At 64.2% G+C, this 14,393-nt stretch carries 10 protein-coding genes; 7 read left to right on the forward strand and 3 right to left on the reverse strand.

Translation table 11 applies throughout. The features are described 5' to 3' along the window. The first annotated feature begins 1 nt into the window (after window position 1). The 7 genes from ACP7DE_RS10160 to ACP7DE_RS10190 all read left to right on the forward strand — a co-directional run bounded on the left by ACP7DE_RS10160 (window position 2) and on the right by ACP7DE_RS10190 (window position 9,668). On the forward strand, window positions 2–1,126 hold the full coding sequence (locus ACP7DE_RS10160; RefSeq protein ID WP_426071986.1) for an ABC transporter permease: 1,125 nt from the start codon (window positions 2–4) through the stop codon (window positions 1,124–1,126). 48 nt (window positions 1,127–1,174) lie between these two features. After that, window positions 1,175–3,451: a DUF3141 domain-containing protein gene (locus tag ACP7DE_RS10165; protein ID WP_426071987.1), complete on the forward strand. Its 2,277-nt coding sequence runs from the start codon at window positions 1,175–1,177 to the stop codon at window positions 3,449–3,451. Window positions 3,452–3,460: 9 nt separating this feature from the next. Beyond that, entirely contained in the window at window positions 3,461–4,876 is a 1,416-nt protein-coding gene (locus ACP7DE_RS10170; RefSeq protein ID WP_426071988.1) for a bifunctional enoyl-CoA hydratase/phosphate acetyltransferase, read from the forward strand. Beyond that, window positions 4,873–6,102 (forward strand): acetate/propionate family kinase, encoded by a 1,230-nt coding sequence (locus ACP7DE_RS10175; protein WP_426071989.1) that lies wholly within the window; start codon window positions 4,873–4,875, stop codon window positions 6,100–6,102. The genes ACP7DE_RS10170 and ACP7DE_RS10175 overlap by 4 nt, the downstream gene beginning before the upstream one ends. 214 nt (window positions 6,103–6,316) lie before the next feature. Continuing rightward, window positions 6,317–6,793 (forward strand): hypothetical protein, encoded by a 477-nt coding sequence (locus ACP7DE_RS10180; RefSeq protein WP_426071990.1) that lies wholly within the window; start codon window positions 6,317–6,319, stop codon window positions 6,791–6,793. Between the two features lie 164 nt (window positions 6,794–6,957). Further along, entirely contained in the window at window positions 6,958–9,294 is a 2,337-nt protein-coding gene (locus tag ACP7DE_RS10185) for a M43 family zinc metalloprotease (RefSeq protein ID WP_426071991.1), read from the forward strand. 26 nt (window positions 9,295–9,320) lie between these two features. Continuing rightward, entirely contained in the window at window positions 9,321–9,668 is a 348-nt protein-coding gene (locus tag ACP7DE_RS10190; RefSeq protein WP_426071992.1) for a hypothetical protein, read from the forward strand. Here ACP7DE_RS10190 and ACP7DE_RS10195 read toward each other — a convergent pair. The 3 genes from ACP7DE_RS10195 to ACP7DE_RS10205 all read right to left on the reverse strand — a co-directional run bounded on the left by ACP7DE_RS10195 (window position 9,665) and on the right by ACP7DE_RS10205 (window position 14,377). Next, window positions 9,665–9,853, reverse strand: a complete 189-nt coding sequence (locus ACP7DE_RS10195; protein WP_426071993.1) for a helix-turn-helix domain-containing protein — start codon at window positions 9,851–9,853, stop codon at window positions 9,665–9,667. The two genes, ACP7DE_RS10190 and ACP7DE_RS10195, sit on opposite strands and share 4 nt — an antisense overlap. A 198-nt stretch (window positions 9,854–10,051) precedes the next feature. Beyond that, window positions 10,052–12,406 carry a DNA topoisomerase IV subunit A gene (parC, locus tag ACP7DE_RS10200; protein ID WP_426071994.1) on the reverse strand — a complete coding sequence of 785 codons (2,355 nt, stop codon included), beginning with the start codon at window positions 12,404–12,406 and terminating at the stop codon, window positions 10,052–10,054. Window positions 12,407–12,454: 48 nt separating this feature from the next. Continuing rightward, window positions 12,455–14,377: a hypothetical protein gene (locus tag ACP7DE_RS10205; protein ID WP_426071995.1), complete on the reverse strand. Its 1,923-nt coding sequence runs from the start codon at window positions 14,375–14,377 to the stop codon at window positions 12,455–12,457. Window positions 14,378–14,393 lie beyond the last annotated feature (16 nt).

The raw sequence follows: 14,393 nt of genomic DNA on the forward strand, positions 1-14,393 counted from the left end.
TATGCGCCACCTTGAAAATATCTACCGCCTGGGCGTGAAGGAAATCTGGAGCCTGATCCGCGATCCGATGATGCTGGTCCTGATTTTGTATACCTTTACGCTGGCGATCTACGTGGCCGCCACGGCCAAGCCGGAAACCCTGCACATGGCCTCGATCGCCATCGTCGACGAGGATGGCTCGCCGCTGTCGGGGCGCATCGCCGCGGCCTTCTTCCCGCCGCAGTTCACGCCGCCGGCCATGATCAACCAGAGCCAGGTCGATGCGGGCCTGGACGCGGGCCAGTACACCTTCGTGCTGACGATACCGCCCAAGCTGCAGGCGGACGTGCTGGGCGGGCGCCAGGCGGAGCTCCAGCTGAACGTGGATGCCACGCGCATGAGCCAGGCTTTCAGCGGCAGCGGCTACATCCAGCAGATCGTCGCCGGCGAAGTGGCCGAATTCACCAAGCGCTACCGGGGCGCGACGGTCTCGCCGGTGGAGCTGGTGATGCGCGCGCGCTTCAACCCTTCACTCAGCCAGGCGTGGTTCGGCTCGCTGATGGAAATCATCAACCAGGTGACGATGCTGTCGATCATCCTCACGGGTGCGGCCCTGATCCGCGAGCGCGAACATGGCACCATCGAGCACTTGCTGGTGATGCCCGTGACGCCGGCCGAAATCATGTTGGGCAAGGTCTGGTCGATGGGACTGGTGGTGCTGCTGGCCGCCGCCCTGTCGCTGAACCTGGTGGTGCGCGGCATGCTGCATGTGCCCATCGAAGGCTCGATCGCACTGTTCCTGTGCGGCGCGGCCCTGCATCTGTTTGCCACCACCTCGATGGGCATTTTCCTGGCCACCGTGGCGCGCAGCATGCCGCAGTTCGGCATGCTGCTGATCCTCGTGCTGCTGCCGCTGCAGATGCTCTCGGGCGGCAGCACGCCGCGCGAAAGCATGCCCGACCTGGTGCAGAACATCATGCTGATCGCACCGACCACGCATTTTGTCGAATTGAGCCAGGCGATTTTGTACCGGGGCGCCGGCATCGACGTGGTATGGAAACCGTTCCTGGCCCTGCTGGCAATCGGCACGGCCCTGTTTACCTTCGCTCTGGCGCGCTTTCGCAAGACCATCAGCCAGATGGCGTAGGCCCTGCGCCGGAATGTTCCGGCGTTTGTTTGCATGAAAAGGATAGCCATGAAGATCGAATCTGCTCCATTTTTTTCCACCGGCGGCTTGCCGTCCCTGGGCATGCTGGGCGACTATGCACGCGACTCGTGGCAGCGCATCGTGCTGTACGCGGACGTGATGCGCCGGCGCGGCAACCAGTACCAGGAGCATCTGGCCGAGGAAGTGCCGAACGTGCTGGATTTCCCCGCCGAACTGGTGATGTCCGGCCTGGAGCTGGCGCGTCCCGTCAACTACGGCCTGGCGCGCATCTTGACGCCCGATGTGCCGCAGCCCGACCCGTCGAAACGCCCGTTCGTCGTCGTCGATCCGCGCGCCGGCCACGGTCCCGGCATCGGCGGCTTCAAGGCCGAGAGCGAGATCGGCGTGGCCCTGCGCGCCGGTCACCCGTGCTACTTCATCGGTTTCCTGCCCGATCCCGTGCCGGGACAGACGGTGGAGGACGTGATGCACGCCGAGGCGGCCTTCCTGGAGAAAGTCATCGCCCTGCATCCGCTCAGCGAGGGCAAGCCCGTCGTCATCGGCAATTGCCAGGCGGGCTGGCAAATCCTCATGACGGCGGCCATGCGCCCGGAACTGTTCGGTCCCATCATCGTGGCCGGCGCGCCTGTGTCGTACTGGGCCGGCTGGCATGGCCGCAATCCGATGCGCTATGCGGGTGGTCTGATGGGCGGTAGCTGGGCCACGGCGCTGGCGGGCGACCTGGGCAACGGCCGTTTCGACGGCGCCAGCCTGGTGCAGAATTTCGAGAAGCTGAACCCGGCCAACACTCTGTGGAGCAAGCAGTACAACCTGTACGCAAACATCGATACGGAAGCACCGCGCTATCTGGAATTTGAAAAATACTGGGGCGGCCACGTATTCCTCAACGATGTCGAGATGCAGTATATCGTCGACAATCTGTTCATCGGCAACCGCCTGGCCACGGCGGAGTTGATCACCGCCGACGGCGTACGCCTGGACTTGCGCAATATCCGTTCGCCTATCGTCGTGTTTTGCTCGAACGGCGACAACATCACGCCGCCACCGCAGGCCCTGGGCTGGATCACGGACCTGTACCGCGACGACAACGATGTGCTGCTGCACGACCAGACCATCGTGTATGCCGTGCATGACAGCATCGGCCACCTGGGTATTTTCGTGTCGGCCAAGGTGGGACACAAGGAACACCAGAAATTTGCCAGCAATATCGACCTGATCAACCTGCTGCCGGCCGGCATCTACGAAGCGCGGATCGTCGATAAGACGCCCGATACGCCGAACGCCGACCTGGCCAGCGGCGACTATGTGCTGCAGGTCGAGCACCGCAGCATCGAGGACGTGCGCGCAATCGTGCAGCCAAGCGTGGAAAACGACCGCAAGTTCGCCGCCGCCGCGCGCGTGTCCGAAGTGAACCTGGCGCTGTACCGCACCTTCGCGCAGCCTTGGGTGCGCGCCATGGTCACGCCGCAAACGGCGCGCTTCCTGCAGCTCACGCATCCGCTACGCGTGTCGTACGAGCGCTGGACCGACCACAATCCACTGGCCAGGCTGGTGGCCAAAGAGGCGGAAAAAGTGCGTGCCCATCGCCAGCCTGTGGCGCCCGACAATCCGCTGCTGGCCATGCAGGAGGCTATCTCTGGCGCCATCACGGCCGGCTTGAACAGCTGGCGCGACTGGCGCGACACGGTGCAGGAAACCACCTTCGACCTGGTGTACGGTAACCCCCTGGTGCAGGCGCTGACGGGACAAGCCATCGGCGACGCCACGCCGCCGCGTCCTCACCCCGGTATCTCGCCCGAACATTGCGAATACGTGCGCTGCGAAACGCGCAAGATGGACGAGGACATGCAGCACGGGGCTCTGGTGGAAGCGGCCGTGCGCGCGCTGTTCTACATCTACCGCTTCCGCATGATCGCCGACGAGCGCAGGGTCAACCTGGCCCTCAAATTAATCAAGCCGCAATACCGGCAGGATTTCAACATGGAGGAGTTCCGCGGCATCGTGCGCCAGCAGGCGCGTTTGATGCTGCATGATTTCGATGCCGCCATCGCCGCCTTGCCGACTTTGCTGTCGCGTGCCGAACCGGATGCCATCGGCGCGCTGGGCGAATGGCTGCAGCAAGTGCTGCAAGTGCCTGAAGCGCCGACGCCGGACGAGGAAGCGAGCCTGCAGCAAATGCTGGAGGTATTCGACCGCGCGATCAAGGCGCACGCGAAGGCGCTGCCACCGGCCGCGCATGCATCTCAAACTGCGTCCCAGCCTGCTATCCAGGCCAAACCTGCCAAAAACACTACCTCTGCCTAGAAGATCACGATGACTACTACCCAAGACAATGATTTGCATATCGTGCGTAACCGCACCTTCGACCAGATCGCCATCGGCGACACTGCCAGCATCACGCGCACCCTGAGCATGGACGATATCGCCCTGTTCGCGGTGATGTCGGGCGATGACAACCCGCAGCACTTGGATGCCGAATTTGCCGCCTCCAGCCGCTACCAGGGCGTGATCGCGCACGGCATGTGGGGCGCCGCCCTCATCTCCGCCGTGCTGGGGACGCGCCTGCCCGGCGCCGGCACCGTCTACACGGGCCAGACCCTGCGTTTCCTGCAGCCCGTGCGCGTGGGCGATACGCTGGCCATCACCGTCACCGTCACTGCGCTCGAGCCGCGCAACCGCCACGTGACGCTGGCCTGCCGCTGCGTCAACCAGCATGGCGCCGTGGTGCTCGACGGCGAAGCGCAGGTGATCGCGCCCGCCGAGCAGATCGAACGCAAGCGCGCCACCCTGCCCGAAGTTCGCCTGCATAACGGCGACGGCACGCGGCGCCTGCTGGAGCAGGCGCGCACGCTGGGTCCGATCAAGGTGGCCGTGATTCACCCTTGCGATGAACTGAGCTTGTCGGGCGCGCTGGACGCCCATGCGGCCGGCCTGATCACGCCCGTGCTGGTGGCGCCGCGCGCGCGCCTGGAAGCGGTGGCGCTGGAGGCTGGCCTGAGCCTGGCCGGCATCGCCATCGAGGATGTCGAGCATAGCCATGCTGCCGCCGCGCGCGGCGCCGAACTGGCGGGCAAGGGCGAGGTGGCGGCGCTGATGAAGGGCAGCCTGCACACGGATGAACTGATGTCGGCCGTGCTGGCCGCCAGCGCCGGTCTGCGCACCAAGCGCCGCGTCAGCCACTGCTTCCTGATGCAGACGCCCGCGTATCCGCGTCCTTTCATCATCACGGATGCGGCCATCAATATCGCGCCGAACCTGGCCATGAAGGCCGACATCTTGCGCAACGCCATCGACCTGGCGCACGTGATCGGCGTGGCCAGACCGCGCGTGGCCATCCTGGCCGCCGTGGAAACGGTGAATGCGGACATGCCGGCCACGCTGGATGCGGCCGCGCTGTGCAAGATGGCCGACCGCGGGCAGATCACTGGCGCCATCCTCGACGGCCCGCTGGCCTTCGACAACGCCGTGTCAATAGCCGCCGCCACCGTCAAAGGCATCGTCTCGGAGGTGGCGGGGCGCGCCGACATTTTGCTGGTGCCCGACCTGGAAAGCGGCAACATGCTGGCCAAGCAGCTTGAATACATGGGCGATGCGGACAGCGCCGGCATCGTGCTGGGCGCGAAAATTCCCATCATCCTCACCAGCCGCGCCGACTCGCGCGCCAGTCGCATCGCTTCATGCGCCATCGCCGTGATGCTGGCCAATCATTACCGGAGCACGCCACCATGAACGTACCAGCCCACCATGCCGGCGAATACGCCGACGGCGCCCTGATCCTGGTGCTCAATTGCGGCTCGTCGAGCATCAAGTTCGCCTTGTTCGAGCAAGCCGGTGGCGTGCTGCCGCAGCAGGCGCAATGGAGCGGCAAGGTCGAAGGCATCGGCCGCGAAAGTGCCACTTACCGCGCTGGCGGCCTGCCGGCAGTCGCCTTGCAGCTCGATGTGGAGCAGCCCCATCACGCGGCCCTCGAATACATCCGCGCGCAAGTCGTGGCACAGCTGGCCGGGCGCCCGCTGCGCGCGGTGGCGCATCGCGTGGTGCATGGCGGCAGCAAGTATTTCGCCCCCGTGCGCATCGATTTCAAGGTGCTGGCGGACCTGAAAAGTTTTGTGCCGTTGGCGCCGCTGCACCAGCCGTTCGCATTGGAGGCGATCGAGGTGCTGCTCGAATCGCGGCCCGATATCGCCCAGGTGGCGTGCTTCGACACGGCCTTCCACCACACGGTGCCGCAGGTCGAACAGATGCTGGCCCTGCCTTACGATGCGTGGGAGCGGGGCTTGCGCCGCTACGGCTTCCACGGCCTGTCGTACGAATACCAGTCACTGGTGCTGGAGCAGCGCTTCGGCTCTGTCGCGCGCGGCAAGGTCATCGTCGCGCACCTGGGCAGCGGCGCCAGCCTGTGCGCCATGGACAATTTGCACAGCGTGGCCACCACCATGGGCTTTTCCGCGCTCGATGGCCTGATGATGGGCACGCGCTGCGGTTCGCTCGATCCGGGCGCGGTCATCTACTTGATGGAAATCGAAAAACTGTCGCTGGAAAAAGTGGCGCATGTGCTCTACCACGAATCTGGCTTGCTGGGCGTGTCGGGCGTGTCGGCCGATCCACCGGTGCTGCTGGCGCAGCAGAACCGGCAAGATGCCACGGGCGAACGCATCCGCGCCGCGCTGGCCCTGTATATCCGCCGCATCGTGCGCGAAATCGGCGCCCTGACGGCCGTGCTGGGTGGGCTGGACATGCTGGTGTTTACGGCCGGTATCGGCGAGCACAGCGCCGAACTGCGCCAGCGCATCTGCGCCGAGCTGGGCTTTATTGGCCCCGTGCTCGACGCGGAGGCCAATGTGCGCAACGCCGGCCGTATTTCTACCGAGGCCAGCCGCATCGTGGTGGGCGTGGAGCCGGCCAATGAAGAGTGGGTGGCGGCACGCCACGCGGCCCTGGCCGTGAGCGCATGAGGATTTGACAGTGCCATTGCACCCAATGGGGAATTTGCCGAATTGCACATATTTTCCATTGAGTGCGATAGCGCACAGTCTGGTTTTAGTTTTGTCTTTACTATGAAGTCATGCCATTGCGCTACATCAAGAAACAGCGCGATGCCTGGCAAATTTTGAACATTTTGCCCGCCTTTAGTAAGAATAAAATTAATCCATATTGAAAGGTCACATCATGAACAAATTACTCGCCGCCCTGATCGCCACCCTGTTTGCTACCGCCGCCTTCGCTCAAACCGCACCGGCCACGGAAGCTGTCGTGAAAGCCCAGGCTTCCGCACAAAAAGACGTCAACAAGGCTGCCGCTTCGGAAGCAAAAGTCGATGCCAAAGCTGACGCCAATGTCGCCAAGGCCGAAATGAAGGCCGACGAAAAGAAAGCCGATGCCCATCACAAGGCCAATAAAACCAAGGCCAAGGCCCACGACAAAGTCGTCAACGCTGATGCTGAAGACAAGCTGAAAGCGGAAGCCAAGGCAGATAAAACCGATGCCAAGGCCGATGCGAAAGCCACCAAGACGGCCGTGAAAGCGAACGCCAAGGTCGCCAAGGAAAAAGTGGAAGCGAACGCCGATAAAGCCCTCGCCGCCACCAAGACGGTAGAAGCCAAGGCCAAGGCCGACGCTGAAGTCAAGGCAGCCGCCGCCAAGTAATTCCCTGTTTGCGGGCCACGGCCTGCAAACCCAAAAGACAGCTTCGGCTGTCTTTTTTTCGTCTGGCGCTTTTCTTTTGCACCGCTTGCCGATCTTGATCTGGCGCAAATGCTCCGCTTTTCGCCGTGCCATAGTGAGCTGGAAAACAGACGAAGGGAGACATCATGAGCACCGCTAAAACGAAAAAATCACCGGCTACCGGTTCGGCTGAAGGCATGCCCTCCATGCCGTCCATGTCTTCCATGCAGGCGATGCCGGTCGAAGGCGACATGCAGGCCGGCGCTGATGTGGTGAGCGGCGATGCCATGTCGGGGCCGCGCCTGGGCGTGTCGTATGCCGACCAGGCGGCGCTCACCCAGGGCGCGGTCGCAGCGGATGCCAGCGCCATGCCGGCTGGCGGCATGCAGCAGGCGCCGCAGGGCATGGCGGGCACCAGTTGCATGCAAGTCGGCGGTGACGGCGGCATGGGGACCGGCGGCGGTGTGGGCGGTGGTGGCATGGGCAGCGGTGGTGATGGTGGGCAGGGTGGCGGTGCGCCGCACACGCGCACCTGCGCCACGATGGACGTGCATCGCCGCCTGCTGACCGAAGATCCGTCCTATGCGAACGTACGCGCCGATATCGAAAACCTGGCCGGGCTCTATGAGGGCGACAGCGGCATTGCCGGACGTTCCGGCGTGACGCAGATACCGGTGGTGGTGCACGTGGTGTGGAATACGGCCGCGCAGAATATTTCGGATGCGCAGATCGCCAGCCAGCTCGATGTGCTGAACCGGGATTTCCGGCGCGTCAATCCGGATGTGAACAGCACACCGGCACCGTTCCTGCCGCTGACGGCCGATGCGCGCGTGGAGTTTGCGCTGGCCACGATCGATCCGCATGGCGCGGCTACCAGCGGCATCGAGCGGCGCCAGACGACGCTGGCCTCCTTTGGCGCCGACGATGCCGTCAAGTCGCAGGCGATGGGCGGCATGGACGCCTGGCCGGCCGACAGCTACCTGAATGTCTGGGTTTGCCAGCTGGGCGGCGGCTTGCTGGGCTACGCGCAGTTTCCCGGCGGCCCGGCCGCCACCGACGGCGTGGTGATTCTGCAATCGGCCTTCGGCACCACCGGCACGGCCGCGCCACCGTTTCACCTGGGACGCACGGCCACGCATGAAATCGGCCACTGGCTGAATTTGAACCATATCTGGGGCGATGACGGCACGGGGTGCTCGGGCACGGACAATGTGGCCGACACGCCGAACCAGGGCGGGCCGAATATGGGCCAGCCCTCGTTTCCCCAGGTGTCCTGCAGTAACGGGCCGAATGGCGACTTGTTCATGAACTACATGGATTACGTCGACGATTCCGCCATGTTCATGTTCACCGCGGGCCAGGTGGCGCGCATGCAGGCCTGTCTCGATGGTCCGCGCGCCAGCATCGGCACCGGAACGGGAGGCACTGGCGCCACGCCGCGCCAGAGTTCCTCGCCCGTCGTGGCCTGGGGCGCGAATCGCCTCGACGTCTTCGTGCTGGACACGGACCGCGCGCTATGCCACAAGGCCTGGAATGGCACGGCCTGGGCGCCGTCCGTCACCGGCTACGAGGGGCAGGGTGGCATCTGTACCAGTGCGCCGCAGGTGGTGTCGTGGGCGCCGGATCGGCTCGATGTGTTCGTCACGGGCAGCGACAGCGGCTTGTTCCACAAATGGTGGAATGGCACGGCCTGGGGGCCGTCGCTGACCGGCTATGAAGCGATGGGTGGCTTGTGCGTGGGCGACCCGCGCGCCGTGGCCTGGGGACCGAACCGTCTCGACGTGTTTGTCGTCGGCACGGATCGCGGCCTGTATCACAAGTGGTGGAACGGTACCGCCTGGGGACCATCGTTGATGGGTTACGAAGCCATGGGCGGCATCTGCCTGGGCCAGCCGGAAGCCGTGGCATGGGGGCCGAACCGCCTGGACGTGTTCGTCATTGGTTCCGACCATGCGCTGTACCACAAGTGGTGGAACGGCACGGCATGGGGACCGTCGCCGACGGGCTACGAGCGCCTGGGCGGCATCTGCACCTCGTCGCCGAAGGCGGTGGCGTGGGGGCCGAACCGGCTCGACGTGTTTGTCACGGGTACCGACGGCGCCCTGTACCATAAATGGTGGGATGGCGCGACATGGGGACCTTCCATCGATGGCTTCGAGCGCCTGGGCGGGATCTGCGTGGGCGAGGTGGAAGCCGTGTCGTGGGCGGCCAACCGTCTCGACCTGTTTGTCATCGGCACCGATAGCGCCCTGTACCACAAGGCGTGGAATGGATCCGCCTGGTCGCCATCCCTGACGGGAGCTGAAAACCTGGGCGGCGTGTGCACCTCGCGTCCGCGCGCCACGGCTTGGGCGCCGAACCGCCTCGACGTGTTTGTCACAGGCACGAATGGCGCCCTGTTCCACAAGGCGTGGAACGGTACGGCCTGGTCGCCCTCCGTGAGCGGCTATGAAAGCCTGGGCGGCGTGGTATCGTGTTTCTGACGTCAATGTGTTTAACGGGAGGCGCCATGCACGGCATGACAATGGCATTGCCCAGCGGTAGCTGGACGCATTCCTTCGAGGAGGATGCAGACGGTATCGAGGTGTACCGGCCCACGGCCACATTCGCCTTTCCTCCCAGCCGCAAGGGGCGCAAGGTGCTGGAGTTTGGCGTCGGTACCGGGAGCATGGAAGGAGGCGAGGCGAGCATGACCAGCCTGTCGCCCGGCGCCGATGACCGCCCCCGTGCCGGTCCGCTTACCCGGCTGCAGCCCTTGGGCATGGGGCGGTATGCACTGGCTGGCGCGCCGGGGCCGCAAGAGGTGATCGACATCGTCGAGGCGACGCCCGACGTGCTGCGCCTGTCGCGCCGTTAAGGCTTGCCGCGCAGTTTGCAGGCGAGCGCCGTGCGGTTGCCCACGCCGAGTTTTTGGTAAATCGCATGCAGCTGGTTGCGGACGGTCGCCGGCGACTTGCCGAGTTCTCTGGCGATGCTTTTATACGGCAAGCCTTCGGCCGCCATGGCCGCTACCAGCCGTTCGGCAGCGGTCAGGCGCTGCATGGCAGCTTGCTTGAAACGTTGTTGCTCATACCGGCTCTCCTGTCTATGGCGGCATGCCGGTGGCATACCTGCAGGGATAACGGGAGTGCGGGGAATATATGTAAAATTATCTGTAAATGTATTTTTCCTGTTGCCGGTAGGCGGCGATGGACGAAAAAAAGACAGGCGAACCTGTCTTTTCGTATGGATCGATGACGATCAGCCGATGGCCGCCATCGAGACCGGTTTCAGCTTGGCCGCCAGCAGCTTGCCCTTCTTCGCACGCTTGCCGAAGTGCTCGACCAGGGCCGTGGCGCCGAGCGATGCATCCTGCGGCTTCGATGCCCGGCCGATGCCCGAGACCACCACGCCGCGCTGGGTGATCGGCTGCACGGCCAGCAGCTTGTCCTTGGCGTCCAGGTCGATCAGCTTGACGCCGGTGCCGCCCTTGGATAGCGTTTTCATTTCATCGAGGCCGAATACCAGCAGGCGCGCGCCTTCCGTCAAACAGGCCAGGGCGCTGGCCGCCTCGGGGATGACCTTCGGGGCCAGGGGCACGTCGCCGTCGTCCAGGGTGATGAAGGCCTTGCCACCTTTCAGGCGGCTGCTCATGTCGCCCGCCTTGGCGATGAAGCCGTAGCCAGCGCTCGACGCCAGCAGCAAATTGGTGGCGCCATTGCCCGCAAAGTAATGCAGGATGCGTACGGCGTTACCGGGCGTGCCGCCGCTCAGGTCGCACAAGGTGGTGATCGGCACGCCGTCGCCACGCGCATTGGGCAGGGCGGACACCGGCACGGAATAAATCTTGCCGTTGTTGCCGAAGCCCAGCAGGGTATCGACCGTGCGGCACTCGAAGGCGCCATGCAGCGTGTCGCCCGCCTTGAAGGTGAACTGCGCCGCATCATGGCCGATACCGGTGCGTGCGCGCACCCAGCCTTTTTCCGAAATGATGACGGTGACCGGTTCATCGACCACCTTCTGTTCGGCCACGGCCTTTTGCGCTTCCTCGATCAGGGTACGGCGCGCGTCGCCGAACTGCTTGGCGTCCGCTTCGATTTCACGGATGATGGCGCGCTTCATCGAGCCGGGGTTGTCGAGCAGGTCTTGCAGCGACTTTTCTTCCTTGCGCAGCTCGGCTAGCTCTTGCTGGATCTTGATCGTTTCCAGGCGCGCCAGCTGGCGCAAGCGGATTTCCAGGATGTCGTCGGCCTGGCGTTCGGACAGCTTGAAGGCCTCGATCAGGGCCGTTTTCGGTTCATCCGAATTGCGGATGATCTGGATCACCTTGTCGATATTGAGCAGGATTGCTTCGCGTCCCTCCAGGATATGAATGCGGTCCTTGACCTTGCCCAGTTTGTAGCCGGTGCGGCGGGTGACGGTCTCGAAGCGGAAATCGATCCACTCGCGCAGGATGTCACCCAGGCCTTTCTGACGCGGACGGCCATCGCCGCCTATCATCACCAGGTTGATCGAGGTCGACGATTCCAGCGAGGTGTGCGCCAGCAGCATCAGCATGAATTCCGTCTGGTCCTGGTTCTTCGACTTCGGCTCGAACACCAGGCGCACGGGCGCGGCGCGGCCCGATTCATCGCGGATGGTGTCGAGCGAATTGAGGATCAGCGCTTTCAGAGCTACCTGGTCCGGCGACAGCGCCTTCTTGCCCAGCTTGATCTTCGGATTGGTCAATTCCTCGATTTCTTCCAGCACCTTTTGCGACGACGTACCCGGCGGCAGTTCCGTCACGACGGCTTGCCACTGGCCGCGCGCCAGCTCTTCGATCTTCCAGCGCGCGCGCACTTTCATGCTGCCACGGCCGCTCGCATACATGTCCTGGATTTGCGAGGGCGGCGTGATGATCTGGCCGCCGCCGGGGAAGTCCGGGCCGGGAATCAAGGCCATCAGCTCGGCGTGCGTCATCTTTGGATCGCGGATCATGGCCACTGCCGCTTTCGCCACTTCCGTCAGGTTGTGCGAGGCGATTTCCGTGGCCAGGCCGACGGCGATGCCGGAGGCGCCATTCAGCAGCACCATCGGCAGGCGCGCTGGCAGCAGCTTCGGTTCTTCCGTCGAACCGTCGTAGTTGGGCTGGAAGTCCACCGTGCCCATGCCGATTTCATCCATCAGCAGCTTGGCGATCGGCGTCAAACGCGCTTCCGTGTAACGCATGGCCGCCGCGCCATCGCCATCGCGCGAGCCGAAATTGCCCTGGCCATCGATCAGCGGGTAGCGCAGCGAGAAATCCTGCGCCATGCGCACCAGCGCGTCGTACACGGACTGGTCGCCGTGCGGATGCAGCTTGCCCAGTACGTCGCCGACCACGGCCGCCGATTTGCGCGGCTTCGCCGTGGAATTGAGCCCCAGCTCATTCATCGCATACAGGATGCGGCGCTGCACGGGTTTCTGGCCATCGCACACGTCGGGCAGGGCGCGGCCCTTGACGACCGAGATGGCGTAATCGAGATAGGCGCGCTCGGCGAAGGTAGAGAGGGTCAGCGCTTCGCCGTCGAATACCGGTTCATCCGGCTCGATCGGCTCAGGCTGGGCATCGTCAAATAAATTGGTTTGTGTGGACATGGCGCTTGTTTCGGTGTTGAGTGGTTGCGGTTGAGTTCGTAGAGCTGATTATGACAGCCGGGATTTGGAAAAGGACTTGCCGTACGTCAGATACATGTAGTGCAAGGTGAGATACACCACGGCCACGGCCAGTTCGACGCTGTTATGCATCATAGGCATGGCGCGGATGGAAGGAGCCTGACCGGCCAGCAAAAAAATGCCGATGGATGGGACCAGCACCAGCGGCCAGAGCGTCTTCCAGCGGAAATCTGTGGGGGAAAACAGCAAGCCGGCGCACGACCAGAGAAACAGCATGGCGCCGACGAGGGCGGCCGGCAATTGCTGTACATACAGTAGCGACAGCAAGCCCGCACAGCCGATCAGCCATGCGGCGCGCAGGCGGGGCAAGAGCGCCTCTGGCCAGCCGCAATCGCCATACAGACCGCTGGCGCTGCGCAGGGCCAGCGCCGCCAGGCAAAACATCAATGGCATGGCATCGCCGACGGCCAGCGCCGACTGGCCTTTGCCGCTCATGAACATGGCGGCGAACAGCGATAGGCCCAGGCACAGGAGCAACAGCATGCCATGCAGCAGTTGGCGGTTCATCGCATACGCGAGCAGGGCCGACGCGCACAAACCGGCCGTGGTCACGAGGCGCATAGTCTCGCTGCGCTCGGGCAGGAAGAGCAGCAGCACCAGCAGCAGATAGGGCACGATCCAGCCCAGTTGCCGCAAGCCGCGCCGCGCCCATAGCACGGGCAGGTGTTCCTGCAGCGACTCCTGCAGCGCTTCCAGGCGCGTGAACAGCGGCGCCGGCCAGCGCAAGGCATGCATGGCCAGCAGGGCAAAGGCCAGCGCCTGGAAGCCCAGCAGGCTGGCATAGGCAGCCGTGTCGCCGAGCGTGAAGCCCGCCGCATCGAGCACGCCCGAGAGCATGAAGTGCAGCACGAAGCCCAGGCCGCACGAAGCGAGCGCCGTCTGCTTGAAGTAGCGCTTGGCATGGGCGGCGTGTTCCCATTGCTCGAACAGGTCGGCATCGAGCTTGTAAGCCAGCATCTCGCTGTGCTGCCAGCGTATCGCCTGCAGCAACTGGCGCAGCTGCAGCGTGAATTTTTGGTCGAACAGCTGGCGCGCGTAGGCGCCAGGTGGCTGTTGCGACATGATGCAATCCAGGCCGGGATAGTTGTCGCGGTTGTCGCTGAAATGGGCGAACGAGCGGTCCGCCCGGTAGCGCTGTACGGCGCTGCGCACCAGATCCACATGGCTACGCGCCAGATAGGAAAAATCGTGGTCCCAGCCCAGCTGCTCGAACAGGGCCTGGCGCAGCGCCAAGTCATAGCCGGCGCTGGCGCAATAGCGCAGCGCGCACAGGTCGAATTCCTCGCGCACGTCGAGGTTGAGCAATTCTTCGCGCTCAAGGAAAGTAGGCAGCAGGGCGGCCGCGTTGCGGCGCCGTGCATGCACCAGAAATGCCTGCCACAGGCTGGCGGCTTCCTGTACGGGATCGATGGCGACCACGCCCCATAATTCCGATGGCGGCGTGCGTTCCTGCGCTGGTTCGTCGGGGACGCCCCACAGCTCCGCAGGCGTTTCCTGCGCCGCGTGTGTCTCCTGCGCCGCGTCGGCGATGACGCCCCACAGTTCGGCTGCCGGCTCTTGCACAGGTACTGGCTCTGGCACCGGTGCCGCCAGGCCTGCGTCTGACTTCAAGCGGGAAACGAGCGCCGAAGGCGGATCCGCCGGACCCGGCTCCGCCAGTTCAGTCGCTGGTGTGGCGTGCATCTCCGCCAGCTCCGCGGCAAAGCGCGGTGCATGGCGCAGCGCATACTCATAGGCGTCACGCAGTTCCTGGAAGGCGGCCTGGTCGTCTTCCGGCCGTGTCACTTTCAGGCGTTTCGCGTAGGCGCGCTTGATGGCGCGCTCGTCGCCCGTCGGCGCCGTGCCGAGGATGTCCCATAGGCTGCGTTCAGCACCATGCATGCTGCCGTCCATCAGACGTCGCTCCCGT

Origin of the sequence: Janthinobacterium sp. DSP2-3-3 (assembly GCF_049897325.1) — a bacterium.
Taxonomy (GTDB): domain Bacteria; phylum Pseudomonadota; class Gammaproteobacteria; order Burkholderiales; family Burkholderiaceae_D; genus Janthinobacterium.

Excerpts from the sequence above, each read along its gene's own strand:
- ACP7DE_RS10190 (WP_426071992.1), top strand. The coding sequence starts at position 9,321 with ATGCACGGCATGACAATGGCATTGCCCAGCGGTAGCTGGACGCATTCC.
- ACP7DE_RS10185 (WP_426071991.1), top strand. The coding sequence starts at position 6,958 with ATGAGCACCGCTAAAACGAAAAAATCACCGGCTACCGGTTCGGCTGAA.
- ACP7DE_RS10180 (WP_426071990.1), top strand. The coding sequence starts at position 6,317 with ATGAACAAATTACTCGCCGCCCTGATCGCCACCCTGTTTGCTACCGCC.
- ACP7DE_RS10195 (WP_426071993.1), bottom strand. The coding sequence starts at position 9,853 with ATGCAGCGCCTGACCGCTGCCGAACGGCTGGTAGCGGCCATGGCGGCC.
- ACP7DE_RS10165 (WP_426071987.1), top strand. The coding sequence starts at position 1,175 with ATGAAGATCGAATCTGCTCCATTTTTTTCCACCGGCGGCTTGCCGTCC.
- parC (WP_426071994.1), bottom strand. The coding sequence starts at position 12,406 with ATGTCCACACAAACCAATTTATTTGACGATGCCCAGCCTGAGCCGATC.
- ACP7DE_RS10160 (WP_426071986.1), top strand. The coding sequence starts at position 2 with ATGCGCCACCTTGAAAATATCTACCGCCTGGGCGTGAAGGAAATCTGG.
- ACP7DE_RS10175 (WP_426071989.1), top strand. The coding sequence starts at position 4,873 with ATGAACGTACCAGCCCACCATGCCGGCGAATACGCCGACGGCGCCCTG.
- ACP7DE_RS10205 (WP_426071995.1), bottom strand. The coding sequence starts at position 14,377 with ATGGACGGCAGCATGCATGGTGCTGAACGCAGCCTATGGGACATCCTC.
- ACP7DE_RS10170 (WP_426071988.1), top strand. The coding sequence starts at position 3,461 with ATGACTACTACCCAAGACAATGATTTGCATATCGTGCGTAACCGCACC.